23 protein-coding genes are annotated in these 26,126 nt (G+C 67.7%); 6 read left to right on the top strand and 17 right to left on the bottom strand.

Going from position 1 to position 26,126, the window contains the following annotated elements; all coding sequences use genetic code 11:
* Positions 1–28: 28 nt before the first annotated feature.
* The 3 genes from ABLE94_RS15925 to ABLE94_RS15915 are packed head-to-tail and all read right to left on the bottom strand — an operon-like array spanning position 29 to position 1,735.
* Positions 29–733, bottom strand: coding sequence for a cation efflux transmembrane domain-containing protein (locus tag ABLE94_RS15925; RefSeq protein WP_348804469.1), 705 nt, complete (start codon positions 731–733; stop codon positions 29–31).
* Positions 733–1,065 (bottom strand): ArsR/SmtB family transcription factor, encoded by a 333-nt coding sequence (locus ABLE94_RS15920; protein WP_348804470.1) that lies wholly within the window; start codon positions 1,063–1,065, stop codon positions 733–735. The genes ABLE94_RS15925 and ABLE94_RS15920 overlap by 1 nt, the downstream gene beginning before the upstream one ends.
* Before the next feature lie 46 nt (positions 1,066–1,111).
* Positions 1,112–1,735 carry a metal ABC transporter ATP-binding protein gene (locus tag ABLE94_RS15915; RefSeq protein WP_348804471.1) on the bottom strand — a complete coding sequence of 208 codons (624 nt, stop codon included), beginning with the start codon at positions 1,733–1,735 and terminating at the stop codon, positions 1,112–1,114.
* A gap of 50 nt (positions 1,736–1,785) precedes the next feature.
* Between ABLE94_RS15915 and aztB the strand changes: the two genes are divergently transcribed.
* The 3 genes from aztB to aztC are packed head-to-tail and all read left to right on the top strand — an operon-like array spanning position 1,786 to position 4,798.
* Entirely contained in the window at positions 1,786–2,694 is a 909-nt protein-coding gene (gene aztB, locus ABLE94_RS15910; protein WP_348804472.1) for a zinc ABC transporter permease AztB, read from the top strand.
* Positions 2,658–3,857, top strand: coding sequence for a hypothetical protein (locus ABLE94_RS15905; protein WP_348804473.1), 1,200 nt, complete (start codon positions 2,658–2,660; stop codon positions 3,855–3,857). Before aztB ends, ABLE94_RS15905 begins: the two co-directional genes overlap by 37 nt.
* Positions 3,854–4,798, top strand: coding sequence for a zinc ABC transporter substrate-binding protein AztC (gene aztC, locus ABLE94_RS15900; RefSeq protein WP_348809243.1), 945 nt, complete (start codon positions 3,854–3,856; stop codon positions 4,796–4,798). Before ABLE94_RS15905 ends, aztC begins: the two co-directional genes overlap by 4 nt.
* Before the next feature lie 38 nt (positions 4,799–4,836).
* On the opposite strand, the gene ABLE94_RS15895 is transcribed toward aztC, so the two are convergent.
* Entirely contained in the window at positions 4,837–5,676 is an 840-nt protein-coding gene (locus ABLE94_RS15895; RefSeq protein WP_348804475.1) for a class I SAM-dependent methyltransferase, read from the bottom strand.
* Between the two features lie 11 nt (positions 5,677–5,687).
* The gene (locus tag ABLE94_RS15890) at positions 5,688–6,593 is read right to left on the bottom strand and encodes a LysR family transcriptional regulator (RefSeq protein WP_348809242.1); all 906 of its coding nucleotides are present in this window, start codon (positions 6,591–6,593) and stop codon (positions 5,688–5,690) included.
* A 105-nt stretch (positions 6,594–6,698) separates the two neighbouring features.
* On the opposite strand from ABLE94_RS15890, the gene ABLE94_RS15885 reads away from it, so the two are divergent.
* Positions 6,699–7,955, top strand: coding sequence for an MFS transporter (locus tag ABLE94_RS15885; RefSeq protein ID WP_348809270.1), 1,257 nt, complete (start codon positions 6,699–6,701; stop codon positions 7,953–7,955).
* On the opposite strand, the gene ABLE94_RS15880 is transcribed toward ABLE94_RS15885, so the two are convergent.
* The 6 genes from ABLE94_RS15880 to ABLE94_RS15855 form a co-directional block, all read right to left on the bottom strand.
* The gene (locus tag ABLE94_RS15880; RefSeq protein WP_348809241.1) at positions 7,932–9,143 is read right to left on the bottom strand and encodes a fatty acid desaturase family protein; all 1,212 of its coding nucleotides are present in this window, start codon (positions 9,141–9,143) and stop codon (positions 7,932–7,934) included. The genes ABLE94_RS15885 and ABLE94_RS15880 overlap by 24 nt on opposite strands.
* A gap of 45 nt (positions 9,144–9,188) precedes the next feature.
* Positions 9,189–10,523: a fatty acid desaturase family protein gene (locus tag ABLE94_RS15875; protein ID WP_348809240.1), complete on the bottom strand. Its 1,335-nt coding sequence runs from the start codon at positions 10,521–10,523 to the stop codon at positions 9,189–9,191.
* Positions 10,524–10,689: 166 nt separating this feature from the next.
* Positions 10,690–11,790, bottom strand: a complete 1,101-nt coding sequence (locus ABLE94_RS15870; RefSeq protein ID WP_348804480.1) for a GNAT family N-acetyltransferase — start codon at positions 11,788–11,790, stop codon at positions 10,690–10,692.
* A 100-nt stretch (positions 11,791–11,890) separates the two neighbouring features.
* On the bottom strand, positions 11,891–13,006 hold the full coding sequence (locus tag ABLE94_RS15865) for a ferredoxin reductase (RefSeq protein ID WP_348809239.1): 1,116 nt from the start codon (positions 13,004–13,006) through the stop codon (positions 11,891–11,893).
* Between the two features lie 119 nt (positions 13,007–13,125).
* Positions 13,126–13,620: a DUF6912 family protein gene (locus ABLE94_RS15860; RefSeq protein ID WP_348809238.1), complete on the bottom strand. Its 495-nt coding sequence runs from the start codon at positions 13,618–13,620 to the stop codon at positions 13,126–13,128.
* A gap of 81 nt (positions 13,621–13,701) precedes the next feature.
* A complete protein-coding gene (locus tag ABLE94_RS15855) occupies positions 13,702–15,129 on the bottom strand; it encodes a wax ester/triacylglycerol synthase domain-containing protein (RefSeq protein ID WP_348809237.1) in 1,428 nt (475 codons plus the stop codon).
* Between the two features lie 164 nt (positions 15,130–15,293).
* Between ABLE94_RS15855 and ABLE94_RS15850 the strand changes: the two genes are divergently transcribed.
* A complete protein-coding gene (locus tag ABLE94_RS15850) occupies positions 15,294–16,370 on the top strand; it encodes a 2,3-butanediol dehydrogenase (protein ID WP_348809236.1) in 1,077 nt (358 codons plus the stop codon).
* Between the two features lie 7 nt (positions 16,371–16,377).
* Here the strand turns inward: ABLE94_RS15850 and ABLE94_RS15845 are convergent, their stop codons facing one another.
* The 3 genes from ABLE94_RS15845 to hpf all read right to left on the bottom strand — a co-directional run bounded on the left by ABLE94_RS15845 (position 16,378) and on the right by hpf (position 20,811).
* Positions 16,378–17,007 (bottom strand): Rv3235 family protein, encoded by a 630-nt coding sequence (locus ABLE94_RS15845; protein WP_348809235.1) that lies wholly within the window; start codon positions 17,005–17,007, stop codon positions 16,378–16,380.
* 67 nt (positions 17,008–17,074) lie between these two features.
* Positions 17,075–19,915 (bottom strand): preprotein translocase subunit SecA, encoded by a 2,841-nt coding sequence (gene secA / locus ABLE94_RS15840; RefSeq protein WP_348809234.1) that lies wholly within the window; start codon positions 19,913–19,915, stop codon positions 17,075–17,077.
* A gap of 143 nt (positions 19,916–20,058) precedes the next feature.
* On the bottom strand, positions 20,059–20,811 hold the full coding sequence (hpf, locus tag ABLE94_RS15835) for a ribosome hibernation-promoting factor, HPF/YfiA family (RefSeq protein WP_348809233.1): 753 nt from the start codon (positions 20,809–20,811) through the stop codon (positions 20,059–20,061).
* A 469-nt stretch (positions 20,812–21,280) separates the two neighbouring features.
* Between hpf and ABLE94_RS15830 the strand changes: the two genes are divergently transcribed.
* Positions 21,281–21,970, top strand: coding sequence for a ComF family protein (locus ABLE94_RS15830; RefSeq protein ID WP_348809232.1), 690 nt, complete (start codon positions 21,281–21,283; stop codon positions 21,968–21,970).
* 3 nt (positions 21,971–21,973) lie between these two features.
* Here ABLE94_RS15830 and lpqB read toward each other — a convergent pair whose 3' ends face one another.
* Genes lpqB through mtrA form a run of 3 tightly spaced genes read right to left on the bottom strand, consistent with a single transcriptional unit; the run spans position 21,974 to position 26,056 of the window.
* Positions 21,974–23,719 carry an MtrAB system accessory lipoprotein LpqB gene (gene lpqB / locus ABLE94_RS15825; RefSeq protein ID WP_348809231.1) on the bottom strand — a complete coding sequence of 582 codons (1,746 nt, stop codon included), beginning with the start codon at positions 23,717–23,719 and terminating at the stop codon, positions 21,974–21,976.
* On the bottom strand, positions 23,712–25,373 hold the full coding sequence (mtrB, locus tag ABLE94_RS15820; RefSeq protein ID WP_348809230.1) for an MtrAB system histidine kinase MtrB: 1,662 nt from the start codon (positions 25,371–25,373) through the stop codon (positions 23,712–23,714). The genes lpqB and mtrB overlap by 8 nt, the downstream gene beginning before the upstream one ends.
* Positions 25,370–26,056, bottom strand: coding sequence for an MtrAB system response regulator MtrA (gene mtrA / locus ABLE94_RS15815; RefSeq protein ID WP_348804580.1), 687 nt, complete (start codon positions 26,054–26,056; stop codon positions 25,370–25,372). Before mtrA ends, mtrB begins: the two co-directional genes overlap by 4 nt.
* Positions 26,057–26,126 lie beyond the last annotated feature (70 nt).

Genomic DNA, 26,126 nt, shown 5'->3' with positions numbered 1-26,126 from the left:
CAACCGCATTCATGCCCGCGTTGACCACTCAGTCATCACAGCAGTCGCAATCGTGGGCGGTGGCGGAGGCATGTGCTCCGACCGACGGCGCGCAGCACGCATCCCCCTTCCACGCGTTGACACCTTCACGCAGGGCGATCGCCGCGATGACCAGGGCCGCGATCGGATCGGCCCACGACCAGCCCAGCGCCGCATTGAGAACCAGCCCGACCAGGAGTACCGCGGAGAGGTAGGTGCACAGCAGGGTCTGTTTCGAATCGGCCACCGCGGTGAGGGAGCCCAGTTCCCGCCCGGCTCGACGCTGCGCCCACGACAGCACCGGCATGATGACGAGACTGGCTGCGGCCACGGCGATCCCGACCGTCGACGGCCGCGCGTCGCTGCCGACACCCACCAGCGACAGGGTCGCGTCGACGCTGACGTAGAGGGCGAGCGCGAAGAAGGAGTACGCGATGATGCGTAGGGTGATCTTCTCCCGATGCTGCGGGTCCTTCCCGGCGAACTGCCAGGCCACCGCGGCCGCCGAGGACACCTCGATCACCGAATCCAGCCCGAACCCGATCAACGCGCCCGAGGATGCCCGCGTCCCCGCGCCGAGAGCGATGACCGCCTCGATCACGTTGTAGGTGATCGTCGCGGCGACGAACCACCGGATGCGGCGCTGCAACAGTTCTCGTCGTTCGTCGCGGTCCGTCGACGCACCGATGGCGGGCATGCCCAGTTCTGAGGCCATCAGCAGCACCCTTCGTCCGCCGAACGTGCACAGCACGCCGGATCGACCGCCAACACCAGTCCGAGCAGGTCGTCGAGGGCGTGCGCGATGCGCTGGTCGGCCAGTTCGTAGCGCGTCCGGCGACCCTCGGGCACCGCGACGACCAACCCACATCCACGCAGGCAGCTCAGGTGATTGGACAGTGATTGCCGGGTGACGCCGATCGAGTCGGCCAGCTCCGACGGATAGGCGCCGCCGCTGCGCAGCCGCAGCAGAACCTGGGTGCGCGTCGAATCCGACAGGGCGTAACCGAATCTCGTCAAGGCGTCCCGGGCCGCGACCACAGTCTCCATGCCCGTGACGGTACACCCGATTCTGTATTCAGGGAAGTCTGTACTGTCACCCGCCCGTCGGCCGGCCCAGGTCGATCACCCGATCACAGAAGTCGACCTCGTCATCGTCGTGGGTGGCGATCAGGATGGCCTTCCCCTGCTCAGCCTTCTCTCGCAGCAGCGTGAACAGCACCTGCTTACCCGCCGTGTCGAGAGCAGCCGACGGTTCGTCGAGGAGGTAGAGGTCGGCCTGCTGCACCATCGTCTGCGCGATCATCATCCGTTGCCGCTGCCCGCCGGAGAGGTCGCGCAACCGCGCGTTCCGGTGGTCGATCATGCCGACACGTTCGATCATCTCGTCGGCGGCCCGACGGTTCCGCGCACCGAGCGGACGCCAGAACGGGACCTGCGCGTAGCGACCGATGCGCACGCAATCCCGGACCGTCAACGGAAGCCCGTCGATGTGCTCGGTGCGTTGGGCCAGCATGGCCGGGCGCTGCGGACGTGGTCGAATCTCCCCGGCGTCCGGCCGCAGGATGCCGGCAAAGATGTTGAGCAGCGTGCTCTTTCCCGATCCGTTGCCACCCACGAGGGCGGTCACGCGGCCCGCGGGGACGTCGGCATCGAAGCCGTCGAAGATCGCCGTGGCGCCGTAGCCGAAACCCAATCCACGAACGTCGAAGCCCGACACCGCACACACCCCCATTCTTTACCGCAAATGACAACCGATAGCATTATGCTGTGCTTGTCGGACTTTTCGAACCACTGGGTGTCGCCTTCGTCCAGCGAGCACTCTGGGGCGGCATCGCCCTGTCGGCACTGTGCGCACTGGTCGGCGTCTGGGTGATCGCCCGCGGGCTGACATTTCTGGGTGAGGCCATGGGACACGCCATGCTCCCCGGCGTCGCGATCGCCTCCCTGTTCGGCATCGACCTCGTCATCGGCGCCGCGGCGAGCGCGGTGGTCATGGTCCTCGGGGTCGAGGCCATGCGAACCCATCAGGATTTCGGCAGGGACACCTCGATCGGCCTCTTGTTCGTCGGACTGCTGGGGATCGGTGTCATCATCGTGTCCTACTCCTCGTCGTTCGCAACGGATCTCACCGCATTCCTGTTCGGCGACGTCCTCGCCATCACCACCGGCGACATCATCCGGCTCCTGGCGCTCGTCGCGATGGTTGCGCTCGTCACCACGGCGTTCTATCGGGCGTTCCTGGCGGTGACGTTCGACGAGCGCAAGGCGCGCACCCTCGGGCTACGGCCGGTGACCACCAATCTGATGATGGTGCTCACGCTTGCGGTTGCCATGGCCGGCGCCTTCAGTGTCGTCGGCACCCTGCTGGCCTTCGGGATGCTCGTCGCGCCGTCGGCCAGTGCGCTGCTGATCGTGCGTCGGGTACCGGCCGCCATGGGGGTGGCGTTCGTATTCGGCTCGGCGTCGACGGTGATCGGCCTGCTGGTCTCGTGGCACGCCGCCACCGCGGCCGGCGCCACCATCGCGACCACCGCGGTGATCCTGTTCTTCCTCACCCTCGTCGTCCGGACCGCCGCCCGGGCATTGCGCCGCGTCACCATCGGGGACGTGGGCACTCACACACGAAAGGACGTGCGCAGGTGCGCAATCGAATCCGACCAGCCGCAATCGCGATGATCACCGGCGCTGCCGTCGCGCTGTCGGGGTGCGGCGCGGATGATCAGACCGGTTCGGACGCTTCCGATGAGACGACGCCGCACGGGTATGTCGAAGGCGCACAGGAGAAGCCCGAACCCCAGATCTCGCTCGCGTATACCGCCACCGGCGACCGGCGGCTCCGGCTGATCGACGTGGCAACGGAAGCGACGTCGACCGTCGACCTGAGCATCCCCGCTCGGCGTCTCGACGAGGACGGGCGGTTCGTCTACGCCACCGACGGCACCACGATCGAGGTGGTCGACAGTGGCGGCTGGACCGTCGATCACAGCGATCACGTCCACTACTACCGGGCCCCCTCCGCCGCACTGGGCACCGTGACGGCGTCGGCCGCGGTCACCTCGATCGCCGGGGCGGGCCCGCTCACCGCAATCGGTTCCGAGGACGGCAGCGTCATGCTCCTCGACCGAAAAGCGTTGGAGAACGGCGATGTCACGGAGCTACGCACCCTGTCCACCGGCAGCACGTCCGGGTTCGCGGTCCCCTACCGCGACGGTCTGGTGATGGCCCGGGGCACCGATCCGGGCAAGCCCGCGGACACCCTCGTCCACGCCGACGCGCAGGGCACGTCGCTCGGTACCGAGCAACGGTGTGCGGATCCCCGTGGCGCCGCGATGCTGCGCAACGTGGTGGCCGTCTCCTGCGAACAGGGCATCGCCCTGTTCACCACCACCGTCGGCCGGGTCAGCAGTCAGCTCCTCGAGTACGGTTCCCGCGGACCACGGGCCACCGACCTCACCTTCCGGCCCCGGAGCAACTATGCGGCGGCACCCACCCCGGCCGGGGTGTGGGCGATCAATTCCGCCACGCGAACCCTCGAGTGGACGGCGTCGGCGGACCCGATCGCGACCGCCGTGGCGCCGGGCCGGGACGCGAACCTCGTCGAACTCACCGAGGCCGCAACGTTGCGCAGTGTGACCATCGGTGACGGGCGGCTGATCGCCGCGGCCGAGATACCCGGCGCCGGTGCGGACTCCGCGCTGACCGTCGACTCCGCTCGTGCCTACCTCTCGGCCCCGGCCACCGATCAGATCGTCGAGGTCGACCACGCCGACGCCTTGCGGGTCGCGCGGACGTTTCCCACCGAGGGCGCACCGGAGCTGATGGTGGAGGTCGGTCGATGACAACCACCCCACGACGCGCGATCACACACTCGACGCGTCGCCTTGTGGCCATGCTCGTGGTCCTCGTCGCGGCCGTCGCCGCGATCGGGTGTGGCACCGACGCCGATGATCACCCTCAGGTGGTGGTCACCACCAACATCCTCGGCGACGTCGTCACCGAGCTCGTCGGCGACCAGGCCACCGTGACCACGTTGATGAAACCCAATGCCGACCCCCATTCCTTCGGCATCTCGGCGCGCGAGGCGAACACCATGCGCACCGCCGGTCTGATCGTCTACAACGGCCTCGGACTCGAGGAAGGCATCGAACAACACGTCAGCGCCGCCGCCGACGACGGGGTGCCCACCGTCGAGGCGGCCGCGGCGGCCCGGCCGCTGGCCTACACCACCGGGGACGCGGCCGGTGCCCAGGATCCCCATTTCTGGACCGATCCCACCCGCATGAAGGATGCGGCACAAGCCATCTCGCGGGCGTTGGCCGAGGTGGACGGGATCGTCACGGACCGGCTGCGGCAGGCCACCGACGACTATCTCGCCGAGCTCACCCGACTCGATCAGGAGATGACCGACCAGTTCGCCACGATTCCGGCCGACCGGCGCAAACTCGTGACCGATCACCACGTCTTCGGCTATCTCGCCGACCGATACGACTTCGAGGTCGTCGGCGCCATCATCCCGAGCGGAACCACGTTGGCCTCACCCAGTAGTTCCGATCTCGCCTCACTGGTCGGCGCGATCAACGAATCATCGGTCCCCGCGATCTTCGTCGACACCTCACAGCCCGACCGCCTCGCCCAGGCACTTGCCAAGGAGACCGGGTCCGACATCGAGATCGTCGCGCTGTACTCCGAATCCCTCGATCGCCCGGGAACCGAGGCCGATACCTACCTGAACATGATGCGGACCAACGCATCTCGGATCTCGGGCGCGTTGACGTCGTGACGTCACCGCACCCGCGTATCGGACATTCCAGCTCCCGCTCAATCACTCCCGGGTCGGGTCGCGGTCGCGATGATGGTGTCGCAGTTGACCTCGAGCATGCCGTCGTCGGCGAGACGACGCAGGAATCCCGTTCGGATGTCGGTCACCTGCCCGGCATCCAGATCGAGGAGCGCACGTCGCATTCCGCTGCCGAGCACCATCGCCCACGAGAAGTCGTCAGTACGGGGTACCCGCAACGGCAACACCGTCGCCGATGTGTGCACTGTGCCGAGGGATTCGAGCCAGACGGTGATCTTGTCCACCGTGTCGATACGGGTGATCGGATGCCGCGGGCCGTCCGACGGTGCGCGCAACGACGGCGGTGGCGGTGCACCGGTCACCCGGGACACCTCGGCGAAGTATGCGGCGGTGAAATCGTGCAGTGCGTCCTCATGCCAGACCGCGAAGGCCACCCGACCACCCTGGCGCAGCACAGCCAGGAGACTGCGCACCGTGTCGTCCATGTCGGGGAGGAAGAACACACCGAAACCACATACCAGGGCGTCGAAGTCGGACCGGTATCGCTGAGGCAGGGCGGTGACGTCGCCCACCTCGAAGTCGATGGTGCGCAAGCCTTCGGTGTCCGCTTTCGCGCGGGCCCGCTCGACCAGGTCGGCGGCGAAATCGACCGCGGTGACCGAACCCTCGGGACCGACGAGGCGGGCGGCGGCCAGTGCACTGGCGCCGGTGCCACAGCAGATGTCGAGCACGGATTCGCCGGCGCGCAGGTCCGCGGCGGCGGCGAGCGCAGCACCGGCGGGCCCCCACACCGTCGGCGTCACGGCGTCGAAATCCGCGCTGGTGGAGTTGAAGACATCGGCAAGGGTCGGTCCGCTCATGCCTTCAGATCCTAGACGTGTTGAGAACCGTTCTCGATAGGCGGATCGGTCGTCACCTCGCGCACGATGTCGAGCACCGCCCGCGCCACCGTGGACGGCGTCCGGGTGGCCGAGTGCGCGATGGAGATGACCCAGGTCAGGTCGGCGTCCCGGCAGTGCGCCGGACGCGCCCGCGGATGTCCGGCCACCACGCTGACGGGTACCAGACTAAGTCCGAAACCGTTGAGCGCCAACTGGATTCCAAAGTCCTGATCTGCCACCTCGATGACCGACCGCCGATTCGGCACATAACGATCCGTGATGGCCCGCGTCCCCCACCCCGGAGGGAAATCGATTGTGCGTTCGTCGGCGAGATCGGCCACCGAGAACGAGCCGGCCTGCACCAGAGGATGATCCGGAGAGCCGACGAGCACCAACGGTTCCGCGGCCAATCGGTGCGCAACGACGCCGGGGACCAGGTCCGGCAATCCACCGAGAAGAGCCAGATCGAGTGTCCCGTCCCGGATTCCGCGCACGTTGCCGGCACTGCCCTGCTGATTCTGGCGCATCGCGATGGTGATCCCCGGATGCCGCCGGTGTACCTCGCCGAAGGCCTCGGCGAGATCGATGGTGGCGATATTGATCAGGGCACCCACCGACACATGCCCGGAGATGTCACCGCGCAACGCCCCGATCGCCTCCACGATCTCCGACCGCGCGCGTAGCGCGGCGCGGGCGGGTTCGACGATCGCCTGTCCGGCCTCGGTCAGGACCAGCGCCGTGGTGGTGCGATCGAACAATCGCGCACCCACCTCCTTCTCCAGTTTGGCCATCGACGACGACACCGCCGACTGCACCACGTGCAGTGACTTCGCGGCCGCGGTGAACGTGCCGGCATCGCAGCACGCGAGAAAGTACTCGAGTTGTCGGAGTTCCATGATCACCCTCCGGTCGCGGACCATCTCCCGACGAGATGTCTATATCGAAATCTATCGCTTTTCATCATGGCCGATGTTCGCCACGATGGTGACATGCACTCGTCCATCGATACGACGCCCTCATCGACGAGCACCCGACTGAGTCGCGTCGTCGTCCTGCTGTTCGCGCTGACCGCCGGATCGTCGGCCGGGTGTCTCTACTATCTGCAGCCACTGTTGCATGAGGTCGGTTCCGATTTCGGGGTCTCCACCACCGCCGCCGGGCTGATCATCTCGGTCACCCAGGCCGGCTATCTGATCGGCCTCGCGCTCGTCGTCCCGCTCGGCGACTTCGTCAACCGGCGACGCCTGGTGAGCGGTCTGCTAATCGTCTCGTGCGTCGGCCTGGCCATCGCCGCCGCGGCACCTGCGTACGCGGTCCTGATGGTGATGGTGTTCGCCGTCGGGATCTCCGCGTCGGCGGCGCAGGTGGTCGTCCCGTGGGCGGCCGCGATCGCCGGACCGGGCGAGCGTGGCGCGGTGGTCGGCACGGTGATGAGCGGTCTGCTCATCGGCATCCTGTTCTCCCGGGTCATCGCCGGCCTGATCGCCGAGGCCGGCGGGTGGCGCACGGTCCTTGTCGTGGCCGCGGTCGTGCAGGTCGCGATGGCCCTTGCTGTCTGGTTCCGGGCCCCGCAGACGGCCACGTCGACGGGCGGAAACAGCTATCTGCGGGTGCTGGGGTCCATCTTCACCCTGATCCGCACCGAGAACGTCCTGCGTCACCGCATGCTGCTGGGTGGACTCAACATGGCGACATTCAGCGCCATGTGGACGGCGATCGCATTCCTGCTCGCCGGGGCGCACGGCTCGTCGTATCACTTCTCCGACGCCGCGATCGGGCTGTTCGGTCTCGCCGGCGTGGCCGGCGCGATGGCCGCACCCCGGGTCGGCAGGCTCGCCGACCGCGGTTTCCTACGGCATACCCAGTACGGCGTCTGGTTGGTCCAGCTGGTGAGCTGGGGCCTGCTGTGGGTGGGTGCGCATCAGGTGATCGTGCTGATCATCGCCCTGCTGGTCTTCGACTTCGGGGTGCAGGGTGTGCAGATCGCCAACCAGGCGGCGGTGTACTCACTCGATGGCGAGGCCCGCTCTCGCCTGACGACGGCGTACATGGTCGCCTACTTCACCGGCGGCGTCCTCGGTTCCGCGTTCGGCGGCTGGGCCTATCAGACCGGCGGGTGGTCACTGGTCTGCGCCGCGGGGGCCGTCGCGGCCGCGGCCGGACTGGCGCTGTGGGGGTGGTTCGCCATCACCGAGCGCGGGCACGAGGTCCAGGGTGTCGCGGCCCAGGGACGCTTACGCGCTCGCGCGACGGCGTAACCGCCGACGCCGACGCACCTCGGCGATGGCCGTCTTGAGACCGAGAGCCCGGTCGGTGCCGACGAAGCGGCGCTCGGAGGCGGTTTCCGGGGCATCGTCGGCGGTGTCACGCAGGAACCGATCCGGCAGGGCGAGCTTGTTGATGGTCCGCAGCGTCTTGAGGTACTGGAACGACAGCGAGCCGGTGGTGTAGGGCAGGTCGTACTTGTCGCACAGCGCGCGCACTCGGACAGCGATCTCGGCGAGCCGGTTACTCGGCAGATCCGGGTAGAGGTGGTGTTCGATCTGATAGCAGAGGTTCCCGGACATGAACGCCATCGCCGGTCCGGCCCGAAAGTTGGCGCTGCCCAACATCTGTCGCAGATACCACTGGCCCTGGGTCTCGTTGTCCAGGGTGTCGACGGTGAACTTCTCGGCCCCGTCGGGGAAGTGACCGCAGAAGATGACCACATACGCCCACAGGTTGCGGATCAGGTTGGCCGTGAGGTTCGCGGTCAGCGTGTGCCGGAAATTGGGTCCGGTCAGGGCCGGGAACAGTACGTAGTCCTTGGCGACCTGCTTGCCGATCTTGCGGCCGAACTCCTGGATCTGGGGAATGCCGACCGCGCGGGACTTCTTACCGGTGAGCACGTCGCCTACGGCAATGTCGTGCAGGCCAATACCCCATTCGAACGTCGCGGCGAGCACGATGTTGGAGATGGGTTGCATCAGACGCTTGGGTGCCCACGGCTCGTCTCGGGTCACCCGCAGGACCTTGTAGCCCACATCGTGATCCATGCCGACGACGTTGGTGTATTTGTGATGGATGTAGTTGTGGGAGTGCTTCCAGTGCGGCGACGCACACACCATGTCCCATTCCCAGGTGGTCGAATGCACCTCGGGATCGTTCATCCAGTCCCACTGCCCGTGCATCACGTTGTGCCCGAGTTCCATGTTCTCGATTATCTTGGCCAGCGCGAGGGAACCCGTCCCGAGCAGCCACAACGGACGCTTGTGGCTGCCGAGCAGCAACGCCCTGCCGGTGACCTCGAGGGCCCGCTGGGCGAGGATCGTGCGGCGGAGGTACCTGACATCGCGCAGACCGCGGTCGGCCTCGACCTCCCGTCGAAGGGCCTCGAGTTCGGCGCCGAGCGCTTCCACGTCGGCGTCGGTCAGGTGCGCGTACTCATTGATCTCGGTGATTGCCATCGCCGTCGATTATGCCCTCACCACACCCACCGGGGCCACCTGCACTCAGGCCGCCCGCGACCCGATGACCTGGGACGACCGTCCAAGTCGGTTGCGACGGCCCCCGTTTCGACGGTCACGCAGCGCCCTGATGGCCGACCGCAGTCCCCGGCGACGCCCGGTCATCGGATCGGTGGTCGACGCCAACCGGGCCCCGGCCGGCAGATCCTGCTTGAACCGGCGCTCGGATGCGGTCTCCGGCGCGTCGTCGGCGGTCGCCTTCAGGTACTTGTTCGGCAGCGACAGTTTGGCGATGGTGCGCCACGACTTCGCGTACTGCAGCGGGAACGAGCCGGTGGTGTAGGGCAGGTCGTACTTCTCGCAGAGCGCCTGCACCCGCACCGCGATCTCGGCGAGCCGGTTGCTCGGCAGATCCGGGAAGATGTGGTGCTCGATCTGATACGACAGGTTCCCGCTCATGAAGGCCAGGATCGGACCGCACCGGAAATTGGCGCTGCCCAACATCTGTCGCAGATACCATTCGGCCTGCGTCTCGCTGTCGACGTCCTGCTTGGTGAACTTCTCGGCACCGTCGGGGAAGTGACCGCAGAAGATGACCGCGTTGCTCCACACGTTGCGGATGGCGCTGGCCATCGCATCGGCGGTCACCGCCTTACGGAAAGCCGTTGCCGCCGAGCGCTTGTCGCCACCGACGGCCACCGCGGCCGCGGCCACGAGTGACGGGTGGATGAGGTAGTCCTTGGCAACCTGCTTGCCGACCTTGCGGCCGACATCATTCAGGTCGCGGCGGAACTGTTCCTTGGCCTCGGGCGTCTTGCGCTTCTTGCCGAGTTCGAGATGCTGTGCGGCGACGCCGTATTCGAACAGCAGGGCCAGCAGGGTGTTGTACACCAGGTTGCCGTAGTTGAACCGCCGCCAGCGCTGATCGCGGGTCACGCGCAGCAGTCCGTAGCCCACGTCGTCGTCCATACCCAGCACGTTGGTGTACTTGTGATGGATGTAGTTGTGGGTGTGCTTCCAGTGCGCCGACGGGTCGGTGTTGTCCCACTCCCAGGTGGTCGAGTGCACCTCGGGATCGTTCATCCAGTCCCACTGCCCGTGCATCACGTTGTGGCCGAGTTCCATGTTCTCGACGATCTTCGCGACCCCGAGGGTGGCCGCACCGGCCCACCACAGGGTCCGGTTGCGTGATCCGGCGATCATCGTCCGCCCGGCCAGTTCGAGACCTCGCTGGAAGCGGATGGTGTTGCGGATGTAGCGGGCATCCCGCTCGCCGCGCGCCGCCTCGATGTCGGCGCGGATGGCATCGAGTTCGGCCCCGAGGGCCTCGATGTCGGATTCGGACAGGTGGGCGTATTCGGGAATGTCGGTGATTGCCATGCGCTCCCTCTCGACTCACGCCGCGGGCACAAACCCCTCGTGCCTACGGCTACGTTTCCGTAACTTACGACAGCGTAGGTTGTCGCCGGGCGTGGTGTCCAGCCATTGCAATGAACGATGGTGAGGTGTGGCGCGGACCACCGGGCGGTTCGCGCCGGGGGGCGGATCAGTCCCGCAGCAACTCGTATCCGACGAGGTCCTCGATGTGCCCGTCGGAGCTGGCCGCGAGTGGCTGGGTACCGAACTCGTGGAATCCGGCGCGCAGCGCGAGTTTCTTGCTGCCCTCGTTGGAGTCCGCGGCGAACATCGTCAGCCGGCGCAGCCCGAGCACATCGAAGCTGTGGCGGACCGCCGCCGGGAACGTCTCCCCGAGCACGCCGAGACCGCGGGATTCGGGGTGGGTGTAGAAGCCGGCCTCGGCACCGACGACGGGATCGATCTTGAACAGCGAGATGTCGGCCATGTACTTGTCGGTCTCGCGGTCGGCGACCGCCCAGGTGCAGGTCTGCCCGCACGCGGCGGTCCACCACTTGCGGGTGCGTTCGGCGGCGGCATGCTCGATCGTCAGCGGATCGGGACGACCGAACAGGTATCTACGCGAAATCGGGTCGTCGAGGGTCTCCCGGATCCGTTCGTCATCCTTGACCTCCAGGGGCCGCAGCCGGAACCGTTCGGTCTCGAAAGTCGTTGCTTGCCAGGTGGTTTTGGGGTCGAAGCTGTCGCCGGCATGCCACTTGCCGCACCATGCGTCGACGACGCCGCTGTTCATCTCCAGCCAGTCCGGCAGCCGCCCCACCAGGGTGAAGCCCGCAGCGTGGGCGGCCTTCAGGCTCGACAGGTTGCCCTCGGCCGCCTCCCAGCGCACCACCTCGACGTCACGCTCGGCGACCGCGTACTCCATGGCGAGCACCATCGCCCGACGGACCAGGCCGAGACCACGCGCATCGGGGTGCAGACCGAAACCCATGTCGACGATCCGGCCGGAACCCCGCAGATCCATGCTGCCGATGAATCGGCCCTCGTGTTCGATCGCCCAGATCATGGACTTGCCGTCCCGCCAGCCCTGCAGCGCACCGATGATGAAACGCTCGGCGTCGGATCGGCCATAGGGTGAGGGCATCTTCGCCCAGCGCATCGTCAGCGGGTCGGTGGCGTACCCGACCACTCTCTCGACGTCGTCGGTCTGATGTGCCCGCAGCGTGATGACGCCGTCGGACAGGACCGGCACATCGCTCGTCGTCGTCAGTTCGATCAGTTCGGCTCGCACGCGGATCTCCTCCGTGGTCGACAGCGTCGCCCATCGAGCCTAACCCGTCGGCGGGGACGGCGGCGCGAACACCGGTATCGACCCCCGGTCGCGATGCGTGTCAGACGTCGATCGTGCAGTCCCCGGCCGCGGCGCTCACGCAGGTCTGGATGCGTTCCCCCTCGACGTGTTCGGCGCCGGACCGCAGGTCACGCACGCAGCCCTTGTCGAGCATCACCACGCAACTCTGGCAGATCCCCATCCGGCAGCCGAACGGCATGATGACCCCGGCCGACTCGCCGGCCTCGAGCAGGGTCGTCGCCCCGTCGACCTCTACGCTGCGGCCGGCCCGTCCGAAGGTCACCGTGCCGCCCTGTGCCCCCACGGCCCCGCGTTCGAGGGCGAACCGCTCGATGTGCAGGTTCCCGGCGACCCCGGCGGAATCGAAGGCCCCGGTCAGCATCTCCAGGAAGCCCGACGGCCCGCACGCCCAGGTGGCCCGCCCGGTCCAGTCCGGACACAGGGTGGTCAGATCGGCGGGGGTGAGTTTCCCGTCGACCCGGGTGTGGCGGACGTGCAGGTCGATCATCCCGGACGCGGCGAGGTCGTCGAGTTCGGTGGCGAACAGCAGACTCTCCGGCGTCGGGGTGGAGTGGATCAGCGTGATGTCGGTGCGCTGATGACGATGGGTCATGGTCCGCAGCATCGAGATGATCGGCGTGAGGCCACTGCCCGCGGTGGCGAAGAGGATCTTCGGTGGCAGCGGATCCGGCAGGACGAACTCCCCCTGCGGGGCGGCCAGCCGGACGATCGTGCCCGGTGTCAGTCCGTTGACCAGATGCGAGGACAGGAATCCCTCGGGCATCGCCTTCACCGTGATGGCGACGAGGCCGTCGGTCCGGGTGGTGTCGGGCACCGAGGTGAGCGAGTACGACCGCCAGGTCCAGCGGCCGTCGACGAGGACGCCGATGCCGATGTACTGGCCCGGGGCGTAGTCGAAGGTGAATCCCCAGCCCGGCCGGATGCGGATGGTCGCCGTGTCATCGGTCTCCCGGGTGACCGACTCGATCCGGCCGCGCAGTTCACGCGCCGACCACAGCGGATTCGCCAGATGCAGATAGTCGTCGGGCAGCAGCGGAGTGGTCATCCGCGCCACGGCGGCGCGCACCCACTGGCCGGCCCGGCTGCGTGCCGCGATTCCCGATACCGGCGCCTCGAAGCGATCCCGGATGCCCATCGATCACCGTCCTCTAGTTCTCGATCCGTGCGCCCCGACCGACGATCGAGGCGTAACCTACGCACCCGTAGGTTACGCCACCGAAACCTGATCCGCGATGGCGGTCCGGGGAGCAGGACTCAGAGCAACTCGAGCAGGAACGGCAGCTCCTGCGTGGCATACCAGGCGAGATCGAAGTCCTCGACGTCGCCGACGGCGAGTTCGGCGTCCTCGTCACCGAGATCGGCGGCATCGATCACCTCGACGGCCGTCCGCACCGCCGGCTCGGCGTCGGTGCCGTCGACGTGCACCGAGGCGATCGAGGTCCGCGGGATCGGGCCCGCCACCCGCACCACCGCGACGTCGAGATCGGGCCGCAGCGTGGCATCGGAGACGTCGGCGGCCACCACCACCCGCCGGATCGGCAGCTCCGAGGAATCGTCGGCGAGCAACCGCAGCGACGCCCGCGCGGCCTCCCGCATGGCGACCTCGGCGAGTTCCTCGTCGTCGCCGGCGAGGAACGACTCCCGCAGCGCCGGGGTGAGTGCGAACCCGGTGCCACTGACCGGCGTGAACTCCCCCGTCGACTGCAGCGCCGTCAGCATCGTCAACGTCGCCGGAAAATAGACCCTCATCGCCACACCTCGTCACACTCGCCGCCGCTGCGCCACACGCCGATCAGCGTAGGAGACGCCCCGACCGGCCGCCGGTCCGGGTCAGTCGGCACCGACGAGTTCCTCGAACGACTCGGTGACGTAGTCGGCCAGCGCCGGCAGGTCGGCGATGACGCCCCGGTCGGCGGTGAAGGCGAACCGCAACGCTCCGGCATACTCCACGACGCCGATCGACAGCGAATGCCCGGCCACCAGCCCGGGAATCGAGTAGATGCCGGATACCTTGCGCCCCAACACATACCGATCGGCGACGGGTGCGGCCCCGATGGCGATCGGGACGTTGTAACCGCGCTTTCCCCACGACCGGAACGCCCACGAACCCAGCTCGGGGAAGGGCACCACGCCCAGCTCCGACAGGATCGGGCGAGGCCCCTGGGTGACCCGCCGCGACGACTGCGAGTACCGATCGGCCAGCCCGGCCACCTGCGCGAGTCGCACGGTCGGGTTGTCCTCCCCGATCGGCAGATCGGTGACGAAACCCGGCGCGCCGACGTCGACCCACCGATCACCGGCTTCGGCGGAGGTGATCACCCCGGGATCGCGGGTGGTCAACGGGATCTCCACCCGCACGGTGTCGGTGATGGGGGCGGCCACGTTGTAGGACAGCAGCCACCGCCGCAGGACGCCGCCGATGATCGCCAGCACCACGTCGTTGACCGTGCAGCCGTGCCGCTCGGCGATCTTCGCGCAGTCCCGCCGGGGCACCGAGGCCACCGCGAACATCTGCGACGAGGTTCCCGGTGCGTCCAGCGGGCTCGACGGCGTCGAGTCGGTCACCTGGGCCAGCAGGTCTCCCACCCGGTCGACGGTGAAACCGACCAGCGAGCGGACCCCGCCGATGACACCGTTGCCGGCGACGACCGACTCGAACAACTCACCGGGACGCGACACCGCCTCGGCGACCGCCCCGATCGCCAGCGCGGCGGCGCCCGGGGGATGGCCGGGCATCCACACGTCGGGATCGAGGTGGCGGACCTGCGCCGATTCGTCGGTGATCACCTCCGACATCTCCGGCCCGTACGTGTCGACGAGGCATCGATGGGTCTTGGTGAGGAGGGCATGGCCGCCGTCGCCGAGACCTTCGATCAGATACATCTCCCACAGTGGCCGCGAGCGGTCGAGCGGCCGCGACATCACCCGGGCGATCAGATCGGCGAGATCGCCCATCGAACCGGGACGCGGCAGACCGGATCGCCGGATGTGGAAGTTGATGTCGAAATCGGGGTCGTCGGCCCACACCGGCCGGGCCAGACCCAGCGTCACCGGGCACACGACCTGCCGGTAGCGCGGCGCGATCTGCAGTCGGTTCTCCACCAGCGACACCAGCGACGGGTAATCGACGGGGGGTGTCTGATCGGCCTGCTCCGACGACGCCTCGTCGACGACGAGCAGTGCGCCCAGATGACTCGTGGCCCCCGTCGGATCCATGAAGTAGTACATCGCCTCACGCGGGGACAGCCGATTGACCACGTCGCCGATCCTAGGACATGTCTCACACTTCCCTTCGCGAGCGGTTGCCGTCGCAGCCCCCGCTGCAACTCCCGGCAACGCTTGACTCTCCGCCGCGACGGCGGTTTGACTCCGGGGATGCGGTGGTCATCGCCGAGCGCCGCACCCGATCAAAGGAGATCTCCATGCGTGCAGCCCGCTACTACGATCGCGGCGACATCCGGATCGAGGACATCGACGAACCCGTGGTGACACCGGGCACCGTCGGCATCGACGTGGCCTGGTGCGGCATCTGCGGAACCGACCTGCACGAGTATGCCGACGGCCCGATCTTCATCCCACCGGCCGGGCATCCGCAGCCGATCAGTGGGGAAAGCGCGCCGGTGACGCTCGGCCACGAGATGTCGGGGGTGGTGTACGCCGTGGGCGACGGCGTCGACGACGTCGCGGTCGGCGATCACGTGGTGGTCGAGCCCTACATCATCGGCGAGGGAGTCGACACCGGACCCGACAGTCACGACTATCACCTGTCGGCGGACATGAACTTCATCGGCCTCGGCGGATGCGGCGGCGGGCTGGGCGAGAAGATCGTGGTGAAACGTCGCTGGGTACATCCGATCTCGCCGACGATCCCGCTCGATCAGGCGGCCCTGATCGAACCGCTCTCGGTGGGTTTCCACGCCGTGGAACGCAGCGGTGCGCGCAGCGGCGACACCGCGTTCATCACCGGGGCCGGACCGATCGGGTTGCTCACCGCGGCGGTGTGCAAGGCCGAAGGGGTGAGGACCATCATCAGCGAACCGAGTTCGCTGCGCCGTCAGAAGGCACTCGACGCCAAGGTCGCCGACCATGTGATCGACCCGTCCGCCGAGGACGTCGCCGCGCGCGTGCGTGCGATCACCGACGGTCGGGGCGCCGATGTCGGCTTCGAATGCACGTCGGTCCAGCCCGGTCTGGACGCCCTCGTCGATGCCCTGGCACCCCGGGGCGTGGCGGTGGTGGTGTCGATCTGGAGCCATCCCGGATCGATCGACATGCAGAGACTGGTGCTCAAGGAACTCGACGTGCGCGGCACCATCGCCTACGTCAACAGTCATCCGGCGACGATCCGACTGGTCGAGGAGGGCCGAATCGACCTGGCACCGTTCATCACCGGACGCATCGGCCTCGACAACCTCGTCGACGACGGATTCGACACGTTGCTCCATCACAACGAGACCGCCGTGAAGATCCTCGTCTCCCCGTCCGGGGCGGGCCTCTAGACCACGCTCACGTGAGCGCGAATTCCACCAGCCGCCAACGGTATGCGACGCGCACCGGGATCGTGGGGCGATTGCGTGTGGGCGCCTGGCGAACCCGGCACGGCACCCGTTCGATCCGGCCGGCAAAGGCCCGCACCCGGCGTCCCCGCTCGTAGCTGCCGAAGATCTCCGCGGTGGTGGCATCGCGCATCTGGATGTGGACGCGCCGGACATGTGCCGCCTCACCGACGCCCGCCGGATCGGTATGCGCGAGATCGGCCCGCACCAACGTGTCGACGTGTTCGACGAGGTGCGCCGACATCACCGGTTCGAGGTGATGGGCGGGGCGTCGCCGGTCGATCACCTCGAACACGGCGGTGATGATCGCGATGGCGAAGCGACGCGCCTCGATCGTCGCCGCCGGTACGCCGACGGGCGCCCGCCGCGCCGGCGCAACCGGGGGCGGTGGCGCCGACGCGAGCACCGCGGTGGTGTCGCCGGCGCTGCTGGGCACGCCGACGGGTTCACACGCCGGCGCCGGGACGATCTCCAGTCGTACGGGCGGGCCGTCGGGATCAGGTCTGTCGCGATCAGGCCTTGGGTCGGCGGCGGCGTGCGGTGCCGGGGGTTGCTGGGTCCGGATGAAAGTGCGCGTCATGCAAGATCGGACGCAGCGCACGCCCTTTCGGTTCCATCCGTTGCGAAGTTTTTTTCGCGGGCGTCCCTCAGCGGCGCTTCTTCTTGGATTTCGGCGGCTTGCCACCCGTGGTCTTGCCCTGGGCGCGGGCCGCGGCGCGACGCTCACGCCGCGTCGCCGACACCAGTGCCGGATCCTCGAGTTCGTCGGCCTCGCTGTGCACGACGGTCGATCCGTCCTCGTCGGGACCGGAGTAGCTGATTTCCGACTCATCCGGGGCCGAGTCGGACACCCCGACCGCCCGTAGTGCCGGTGGTGCCTGACGCGCGGCGGTATTCGCGGACCCGTTCCCGGCGGCGGCACCGGCCAGTGCCGGGGCCGGCTCGCGGCGGGTCGCGGCGGCCGGTGCGGGTACCGGCGGGGCCTCGGTCTGCACCTGCACGTTGAACAGGAACTGCAGCGTCTCCTCTTTCAGGCCCTCGAGCATGCCGCTGAACATGTCGTAGCCCTCGCGCTGATACTCCACGACGGGGTCACGCTGGGCCATCGACCGCAGGTGGATACCCTCGCGCAGGTAGTCCATTTCGTAGAGGTGATCACGCCACTTGCGGTCGAGGACGCTGAGCAGGATGGTGCGTTCGAGTTGACGCATCGCGCCCTCACCGGCGACCTCGGTGATCTGCTCTTCGCGGCCCTCGTAGGCGGCCTGCGCGTCGGCGATGAGGATGGTCTTGAGTTCCTCGGCGGAGATGTCGTCACGCTCGCCGTACTCGTTCTCGCCGACGACCTCCTTCGGATCGAGGTCGACCGGGTAGAGGGTCTTCAGTGCCGACCACAATTCGTCGAGATCCCAGTCCTCGGCGTACCCGACCTCGGTCGCGCCGTCGACGTACGCGCCGACGACCTCGGCGATCATCTCCAGGATCTGTTCCCGGTGATCGGTGCCCTCGAGGATGGTGCGGCGCTCGGCGTAGATCACCTTGCGCTGCTCGTTCATCACCTCGTCGTACTTGAGGACGTTCTTGCGGACCTCGAAGTTCTGCTGCTCGACCTGCGTCTGGGCACTGCGGATGGCCTTGGTGACCATCTTGGCCTCGATCGGCACGTCGTCGGGCAGATTGACCCGGTTCATGATGGATTCGAGGGCGGCACCGTTGAATCGGCGCATGAGTTCGTCGCCGAGGGACAGGTAGAACCGCGACTCGCCGGGGTCACCCTGACGGCCGGACCGGCCACGCAGCTGGTTGTCGATGCGGCGGGATTCGTGCCGTTCGGTGCCGAGCACGTAGAGACCACCGGCGTCGCGGACCTTCTCGGCCTCCTCGGCGGCGTCGGTACGCGCGGTCTCGATGGCCTCCTCCCACGCCTCCTCGTACTGATCCGGGGTGGAGACCGGGTCGAGTCCGGCCTTGCGCAGCCGGATGTCGGCGATAATGTCGGGGTTGCCACCGAGCACGACGTCGGTGCCGCGACCGGCCATGTTGGTGGCGACGGTGACCGCGCCGGTGCGTCCGGCCTCGGCGACGATCTGGGCTTCCTGCTCGTGGAACTTGGCGTTGAGCACGTTGTGCGGGATGTCGCGCTTCTTGAGTTGGCGTGACAGGTATTCCGACCGCTCGACGCTGGTGGTACCGATGAGCACCGGCTGACCCAGCTCGTGCCGCTCGGTGATGTCGTCGACGACCGCGGCGAACTTGGCCTCTTCGGTCTTGTAGATGAGGTCGCCCTGGTCCTTGCGGATCATCGGCTTGTTGGTCGGGATCGGCAGCACCCCGAGCTTGTAGATCTGGTCGAACTCGGCGGCCTCGGTCTCGGCGGTACCCGTCATGCCGGCGAGCTTGTCGTACATGCGGAAGTAGTTCTGCAGGGTGATCGTCGCCAGGGTCTGGTTCTCGGCCTTGATCTCGACGCGTTCCTTCGCCTCGATGGCCTGGTGCAGGCCCTCGTTGAAGCGCCGGCCGTCGAGCACACGACCGGTGAACTCGTCGACGATGAGGACCTCACCGTTGCGGACGATGTAGTCCTTGTCGCGGTGGAACAGTTCCTTGACCTTGATGGCGTTGTTCAGGTAGCTGACCAGCGTCGAGTTCGCGGTGTCGTAGAGATTGTCGATGCCGAGTTGATCCTCGACGAACTCCACGCCCGCCTCGTGGACACCGATGGTCTTCTTCTTGATGTCGACCTCGTAGTGCACGTCACGCTCGAGCAGCGGCGCGATGCGGGCGAACTCGACGTACCACTTGCTCGATCCCTCGGTCGGGCCGGAGATGATCAGCGGGGTGCGGGCCTCGTCGATGAGGATCGAGTCGACCTCGTCGACGATGGCGAAGGTGTGGCCGCGCTGGACGAGATCGTCGAGGGAATGCGCCATGTTGTCGCGCAGGTAGTCGAAGCCGAACTCGTTGTTGGTGCCGTAGGTGATGTCGGCGGCGTAGGCCTCGCGACGCTGGTCCGGGGTCATCCCGGTGAGGATCACCGCGGTGTCCAGGCCCAGGAAGCGGTGGACGCGGCCCATCCACTCCGAGTCGCGCTTGGCCAGGTAGTCGTTGACGGTGACGACGTGCACGCCGTCGCCGGAGATGGCGTTGAGGTAGGCGGGCAGCACACAGGTGAGGGTCTTGCCCTCACCGGTCTTCATCTCGGCGATGTTGCCGTAGTGCAGGGCCGCGCCACCCATGATCTGCACGTGGAAGTGCTTCTGGTCGAGCACGCGCCAGGCCGCCTCCCGGGCGACCGCGAAGGCCTCCGGCAACAGTTCGTCGAGCGACTCGCCGTCGGCGTGGCGTTCCTTGAATTCGGCTGTCTTCGCCTGCAATTCGTCGTCGCTGAGCGCCTCGACCTCGTCGGAGAGTGATTCGACGTGCGATGCGATGGCATCGAGTCGCTTGACCATGCGGCCTTCACCGACGCGCAGCAGCTTGTTCAGCACCGTGGATCGAGTCCCTAACTCATGTCGACAAACGTGGAGAACCGGCCTGCGCAGCGCACAGACCGGTTCTCATGGTACCGAGGTCGCCTGAGGACCAACTGATCGGCCGGTGTGCCGACCAGCGAGTCCTCGGCTCGATCGGGTCAGGCCAGACGGATCAGGCCGTAATCGAATGCATGCCGCCGGTAGACCACCGAGGGCTTGTCGGTCTCCTTGTCATGGAACAGGAAGAAGTCGTGTCCGACGAGTTCCATCTCGTACAGCGCGTCGTCGACGGTCATCGGCACCGCTTGATGCTCCTTGACACGAACGATCTGCCCTGGCGTGCGCTCGGCGACCCCGTCATCCCACTGCGGTTCCGCGGAATCCGGGAGCGGCCCGTCCACCGACAGCTGGTTGTCCTTCAGCGGTGGGGCGCCGACCTCGGTCGCCTCGGCCACCGAGATGGGACGCCGATTACCGTAGTGCACCTTGCGGCGGTCCTTCACCCGACGCAACCGGGACTCGATCTTGTCGAGTGCCGACTCGAGAGCGGAGTAGAAGTTCTCGCCGTGCGCCTGGGCGCGGACCACCGGGCCCTTGCCTGCCGCGGTGATCTCCACCTGCTGACAGACCTTGGACTGCCGACGGTTGCGTTCGTGGTTCAGCTCGACGTCGAAGCGAATGATGCTGGGGTCATACCGTTCGAGTCGCGCGAGCTTGTCGCCGACGTAAATCCGGTAATGGTCAGGGATGTCGACGTTGCGACCACTGAACACCACTGTCGCGGTGGGTTCGGCGGGTTCTTCCGACTCGACGGTCCCGGGGGGAACGACAAATGCGGAATCGTTGTCGTAGTCGTCGACCGCGGCGACCTTGGATTCGCGCTGGCCCTTGCGGTGGATGACAGATGACATTCAACTACCTCCTGGAAAGTGCGCCCCCACGATGCCGCGAACCCGGCGGATCGAACCTCGGACGCCCAAGAGGATGTGAAAATTGTTGGCGCCCTGCGTATTCGACGATTCTGGTGTTCGCCCGGCAGTGAAGGAGCAGGAACCGAGTCAGTACCGACCGACGGTCGGCACCCATGACGCAGATGGCCTCACCTCCCGCGCGAACCACATCCCCGCGGTCCGCGATGACCTGTCAACCTCTTGTACCTTCGACCGTAGTCGGATGTTCGCTCCGCGGCCATGTTTCCGATCAGTGCGTCACAATCTCCCGCCGAAGAGGGGACGAAGGTCCTCTACGGGGCCGGTCGGACCCGTCGGACGGCCGCTGGAGATGCGCCGCGATCCCCAGATCACCCGCCCTCCACACCCGGTGCCGATGGGCCGGTGCGGGCCGGCACGTCACCGCCGGCCGCCTGTCACACTGGCGCCCGTGTCGGCTACCTCGGACCTGTATGCGACGCTGCGTCAGATCGTCGTCGACGGCGCCGATCTGGCATTGCCCCGACGCTGCGCCGGATGCGGCGCGCAGGGCCAGGACTGGTGCGTGCGATGCGCGAGAGCAACCCACGACGCCCCGGTGGAACTGCGCCCCCGGGTGCCGATCGACATCCCGGTGTGGGCGGCGGGCCGCTACCGGGGTCCGCTGCGACGGGGCATCCTCGACCTGAAGGAGCATCAACGTCGCGGTCTCGCCGAGCCGCTCGGGGCGGTGCTGGGCTCGGCGCTGATCACCCTGGCCCGCTGGGGTGAGCTCCCCGACGCCCCGCGGCTGCATCTGGTCCCGGCGCCCACCCGGACCCTGGCCGCCCGTCGACGCGGCGGCGACCCGGTCACCGCGATGACGCGGGTCGCCGCGCGACGCATCGGCCCGCGCGCCGGGGTGATCAGCGCCCTGGTCACCGCGCCGACCACCCGAGACTCGGCCGGACTCGATGCGCGGGACCGCCGGGACAACCTGCGCGGCCGTATCCGGCTGCGTCGGATCGATCCCCTGCCGGCGGGTACGACCGTCCTCGTCGACGACGTGCTCACCACCGGGGCGACCGCCGCGGAATCCGTCCGGGTCCTGCGTGCGCACGGCATCGACGTCGCGGCGGTGCTGGTGCTGGCCGGCGCGTGAGCGTCAGGGGATCACCGGGATCGTGCCCGGCGTCATCGCCGGTTCGACCTCGGTCCAGTACTCGTCGGCCTGGCCGTTGGTGCTGCCCAGGCGCAGCACGCCACGCTGGTCGGCGATGTAGACCGTCGACGAATTCGCCACCACCGCGGTGACCGGCGGTGACACGTTCCCGCTGAGCAATCCCACCGCCGGGGTGCCGTTGATCGACAGTTGCGCCACCGGCGAATCGGTCGCATCCCGCGCGATGACCAGCGTGGTCGGCGACGCCCAGTCCAGCGACACCGCGCGATTGCCGATGTTGTACGCGGCGATCCGCGGCTGCTCGAGGGACAGTTGGCCGTCGTCGTTGGTCGCGATCACCGCGAACAGAACCTGTCCGTCGACGATCATCGCCGCGCGCACACCGTCGGGGGCGATCTGCAGTTCGGTGATCGGGCCACGGACCAGGCCGGTCACCTGATCGGCGTTGACATTGACGATGCGGGTGGCACCGCCGTCGTCGCGCATCCACTCGATCGGCCGACCGTCGACGACCGACCACACCGTGTTGTCCCCGGACCCGAACGACGGGCGGGTCATCGAGGTCCCGGAGGTGACGGTGACGACGTCGCCGCCGTAGTCGCCGATGGCGAGGTCCCGCCGGGCCGGATCCCCGGCGACCGCGAGGACCGCGGCCACCCGGGTGCCGTCGGGGGCGATCGCGGCCGCACGCACCAGACGGGAAGTCCCGAGTTCGCCGGTGACCGGGGTCGTTCCGTTGTCGATCACGTCGAGCAGCGCGCCGTCGCGGACGATGTTGAGTCCGACGTCGGTGGTCGGTATCGCGTTCGGATCGAACGACCGGACGTCGGCCGTCTGCCATCCCCCGGAGCGGTCGGCGACCAGCGGCGCACCGTCGGCGTTGATCACATACGGTCCGCCGATCTCGGCACCGCTCAGCGTCCAGACCAGCTGGGCCGCCAGCACGGTCCGATCCCGGACGTCGGGGTTGCCGATGCCGGTGAGATCGATTCGTACGCCGCCACCGGGGATCGGGGTGACCGGACCGCGTAACGCCGCACCGGCGGGCAACGCCGAATCCACCGCGGGCGCGAGATCGGTGGCCGGACCGTTGATCAGTGTGGTGATCAACGTCGTCGGGTCGGAGTCCTGTCCGGAATACATCCAGCGCGGGTCGGTGACGAGATGGGTGCGGGTGCGGTCGGTGAAGTACACCGACACCTGCCGATAGCTGACCTCGAACTGATCCCGGTCGATGAGTGTCTGGTCGGGCAGCGTGCCGTCGATGCGCCACTGATTGTTGACGCGGATCATGGTGATGGTGGCCTCCACCTGCCCGCTCGACGGCAGCAGCTGCCCGTCGGGACGCAGCACACCGACGGTGTCGCCGACGAGCCGCATCCGCACGGCGGTCTCGCTGCGCTGATCGACGTAGGTGTTGATCTTCTCGACGACGATCGAATCGCCGCGGTCGTCCCACTGTGACGCCGAGGCACGGCTGAGGAATTTGCGCGCGGCCGCGTGCGCGTCGGTCGGTGACGCGGACGCCTTGAGGAAGGCCCGGACCAACGCCTCCGGGTCCATGTCCGACTCCGGTTCGGGCACCGAGTTGGTCGGGCCCTCACGTGCGAACGAACTGATCGGTTGGGGTGCGGAATCGTCGGGCACTCCCCCGCACCCGGCGAGCGTCAGCGCGGCCACCACGCCGCACACCGCCACCATCAGCCGTCGTCGCATCGGCTCAGTCATCGGCATCCTCACGCCCGGCGGTCGTGGTGGCCGCGGTGCGCGATGCCTTGCCCGACCCCACCGGCTTGAGCGGCAGCGGGCTGCCCAGCACCTTGTGCCCCCGCACCAGCGGCAGGGTGAGACGGAAGCAGGAGCCCTGCCCCGGTTCACCCCACGCCTCGAGTCGTCCCTGATGCAGTCGGGCGTCCTCGATGCTGATCGCCAATCCGAGACCGGTACCGCCGGATCGTCGGAACCGGGACGGATCCGACCGCCAGAACCTGTTGAAGACGAGTTTCTCCTCTCCCGGGCGCAGGCCGATGCCCTGATCACGGACGGTGATCGCCACCGCGTCGCCGTCGGAGCGCATGGTCAGCGTCACCGGGCGGCGTTCGCCGTGGTCGATGGCGTTGGCCAGCAGATTGCGCAGGATCCGTTCGACGCGTCGGGGATCGATCTCGGCGAGGACGGGTTCGGCCGGGAGATCGAGGACCAGTTCGGTGCCGGTCTCGTCGGCGAGGTGGCTGACGGTCGCCAACGCCGCATCGATGGGGATCGCCATGTCCATGCGTTCGGCGGCGAGTTCGGCCATGCCCGCGTCGTGACGCGAGATCTCGAGCAGTTCGTTCAGCAGCGTCTCGAACCGGTCGAGTTCCTTGTCGAGCAGTTCCACCGACCGCCGGCGCACCGGGTCGAGTTCGTCGCGGCCCTCGTAGAGCACATCGCTGGCCATCCGCACCGTCGTCAGCGGCGTGCGCAGTTCGTGGCTGACGTCGGAGGTGAACTGGCGTTGCAGGCCGCCGAATTCCTCGAGGTGGGTGATCTGCTTGGACAGACTCTCGGCCATGTCGTTGAACGACATGGCCAGTCGTGCCATGTCGTCCTCACCGCGGACGGGCATGCGTTCCTTGAGCCGGCCGTCGGCGAACCGCACCGCGATCCGGGACGCCGACCGCACCGGGATGACGACCTGCCGCGACACCAGCCACGCGATGGCCGCGAGCAGCCCCAACAACACCAGACCGCCGGTGAGCAGGGTGCCGCGCACCAGGGCGACGGTGTTGTCCTCGGTGGTGAGCGGGAAGACCAGATACAACTCGAGTCCCGGCACCGACGCATTGGTCGGCGTGCCGATGATCAACGCGGGCTGTGTCCCGCCACCGGCGGCCGGCACCGACGAGTACTGATACGCGATCTGCCCGCCGGCCACCATGTCACGCAGATTGCTCGGGATCTCGGTGATCGGGCCGACGCCGGTGACCGCGCCGTCGGGCCCGGGCACGATCAGCACGGTGTCGAAGGTGCCGACATTTCCCATGGTCTGCGGGCTGTCGGCGTCACGGTCGGTCAGCAGCGACCGCGTCTGCCGTAGCCGGTTCTGCACCGACATGTTGGCGTCGCCACCGGCCAGGTCGCGTTCCACCGCGATGCGGGCACGCTCGACCTCCTCGGTCGCGGCACTGAGTTTCACGTCGAGGAGCCGGTCGGTGATCTGACTCATCAGGACGAACCCGAGGATCAGCAGCACCACCACGGACAGCACCAACGTCGACACCACGACCCGCAACTGCAGGGATCGACGCCAGATCCGGCCGAACACCGAGGCCAGCGAACTCGCCGAGCGGGTGAGTCGCCCGAAGGTGCTGTTGACGCGTCGTCTGTTGCGGCCGATCACGGCGGGCCGGCCTTGTAGCCGACCCCCCTCACCGTCAACACGACCTCCGGGTTCTCCGGATCGGTCTCGACCTTTGCCCGCAACCGCTGGACATGCACGTTGACGAGTCTGGTGTCGGCCGGATGCCGGTAACCCCACACCTGCTCGAGCAGGACGTCGCGGGTGAACACCTGACGCGGCTTGCGGGCCAGCGCCACCAGCAGGTCGAACTCGAGCGGCGTCAACGAGATCGGCACGCCGTCGCGGGTGACCTTGTGGGCGGGGACGTCGATCTCGACGGGCCCGATGGACAGCAGTTCGGCCGGCTCCTCGTCGGTGCGGCGCAGCCGGGCGCGCACGCGGGCGACGAGTTCCTTCGGCTTGAACGGTTTGACCATGTAGTCGTCGGCACCCGATTCGAGGCCGAGCACCACGTCGACGGTGTCGGATTTGGCGGTGAGCATCACGATCGGTACACCCGAGTCGGCGCGCAGGACGCGGCACACGTCGATGCCGTTCATCCCCGGCAGCATGAGGTCGAGCAGCACCAGGTCGGGCCGGATCTCGCGCACCGCGGTGAGCGCCTGCGTCCCATCGCCGACGACGAACGGTTCGAAACCCTCACCCCGCAACACGATTGTGAGCATCTCCGCGAGCGCGGCATCATCATCGACGACGAGGATCCGTGGCTTCATGGTGACAATGGTGACACTGTTGTGACCGTCCGGCCATGATCGACGCGCCGGGCGTGCATCGTCGGGGCGAGAATCGCGG

Origin of the sequence: Gordonia sp. VNK1 (assembly GCF_040049135.1) — a bacterium.
Lineage (GTDB): Bacteria > Actinomycetota > Actinomycetes > Mycobacteriales > Mycobacteriaceae > Gordonia > Gordonia oleivorans.
The sequence above is the reverse complement of the archived record's forward strand: the minus strand, read 5'-3'. Positions and strand labels throughout refer to the sequence as shown.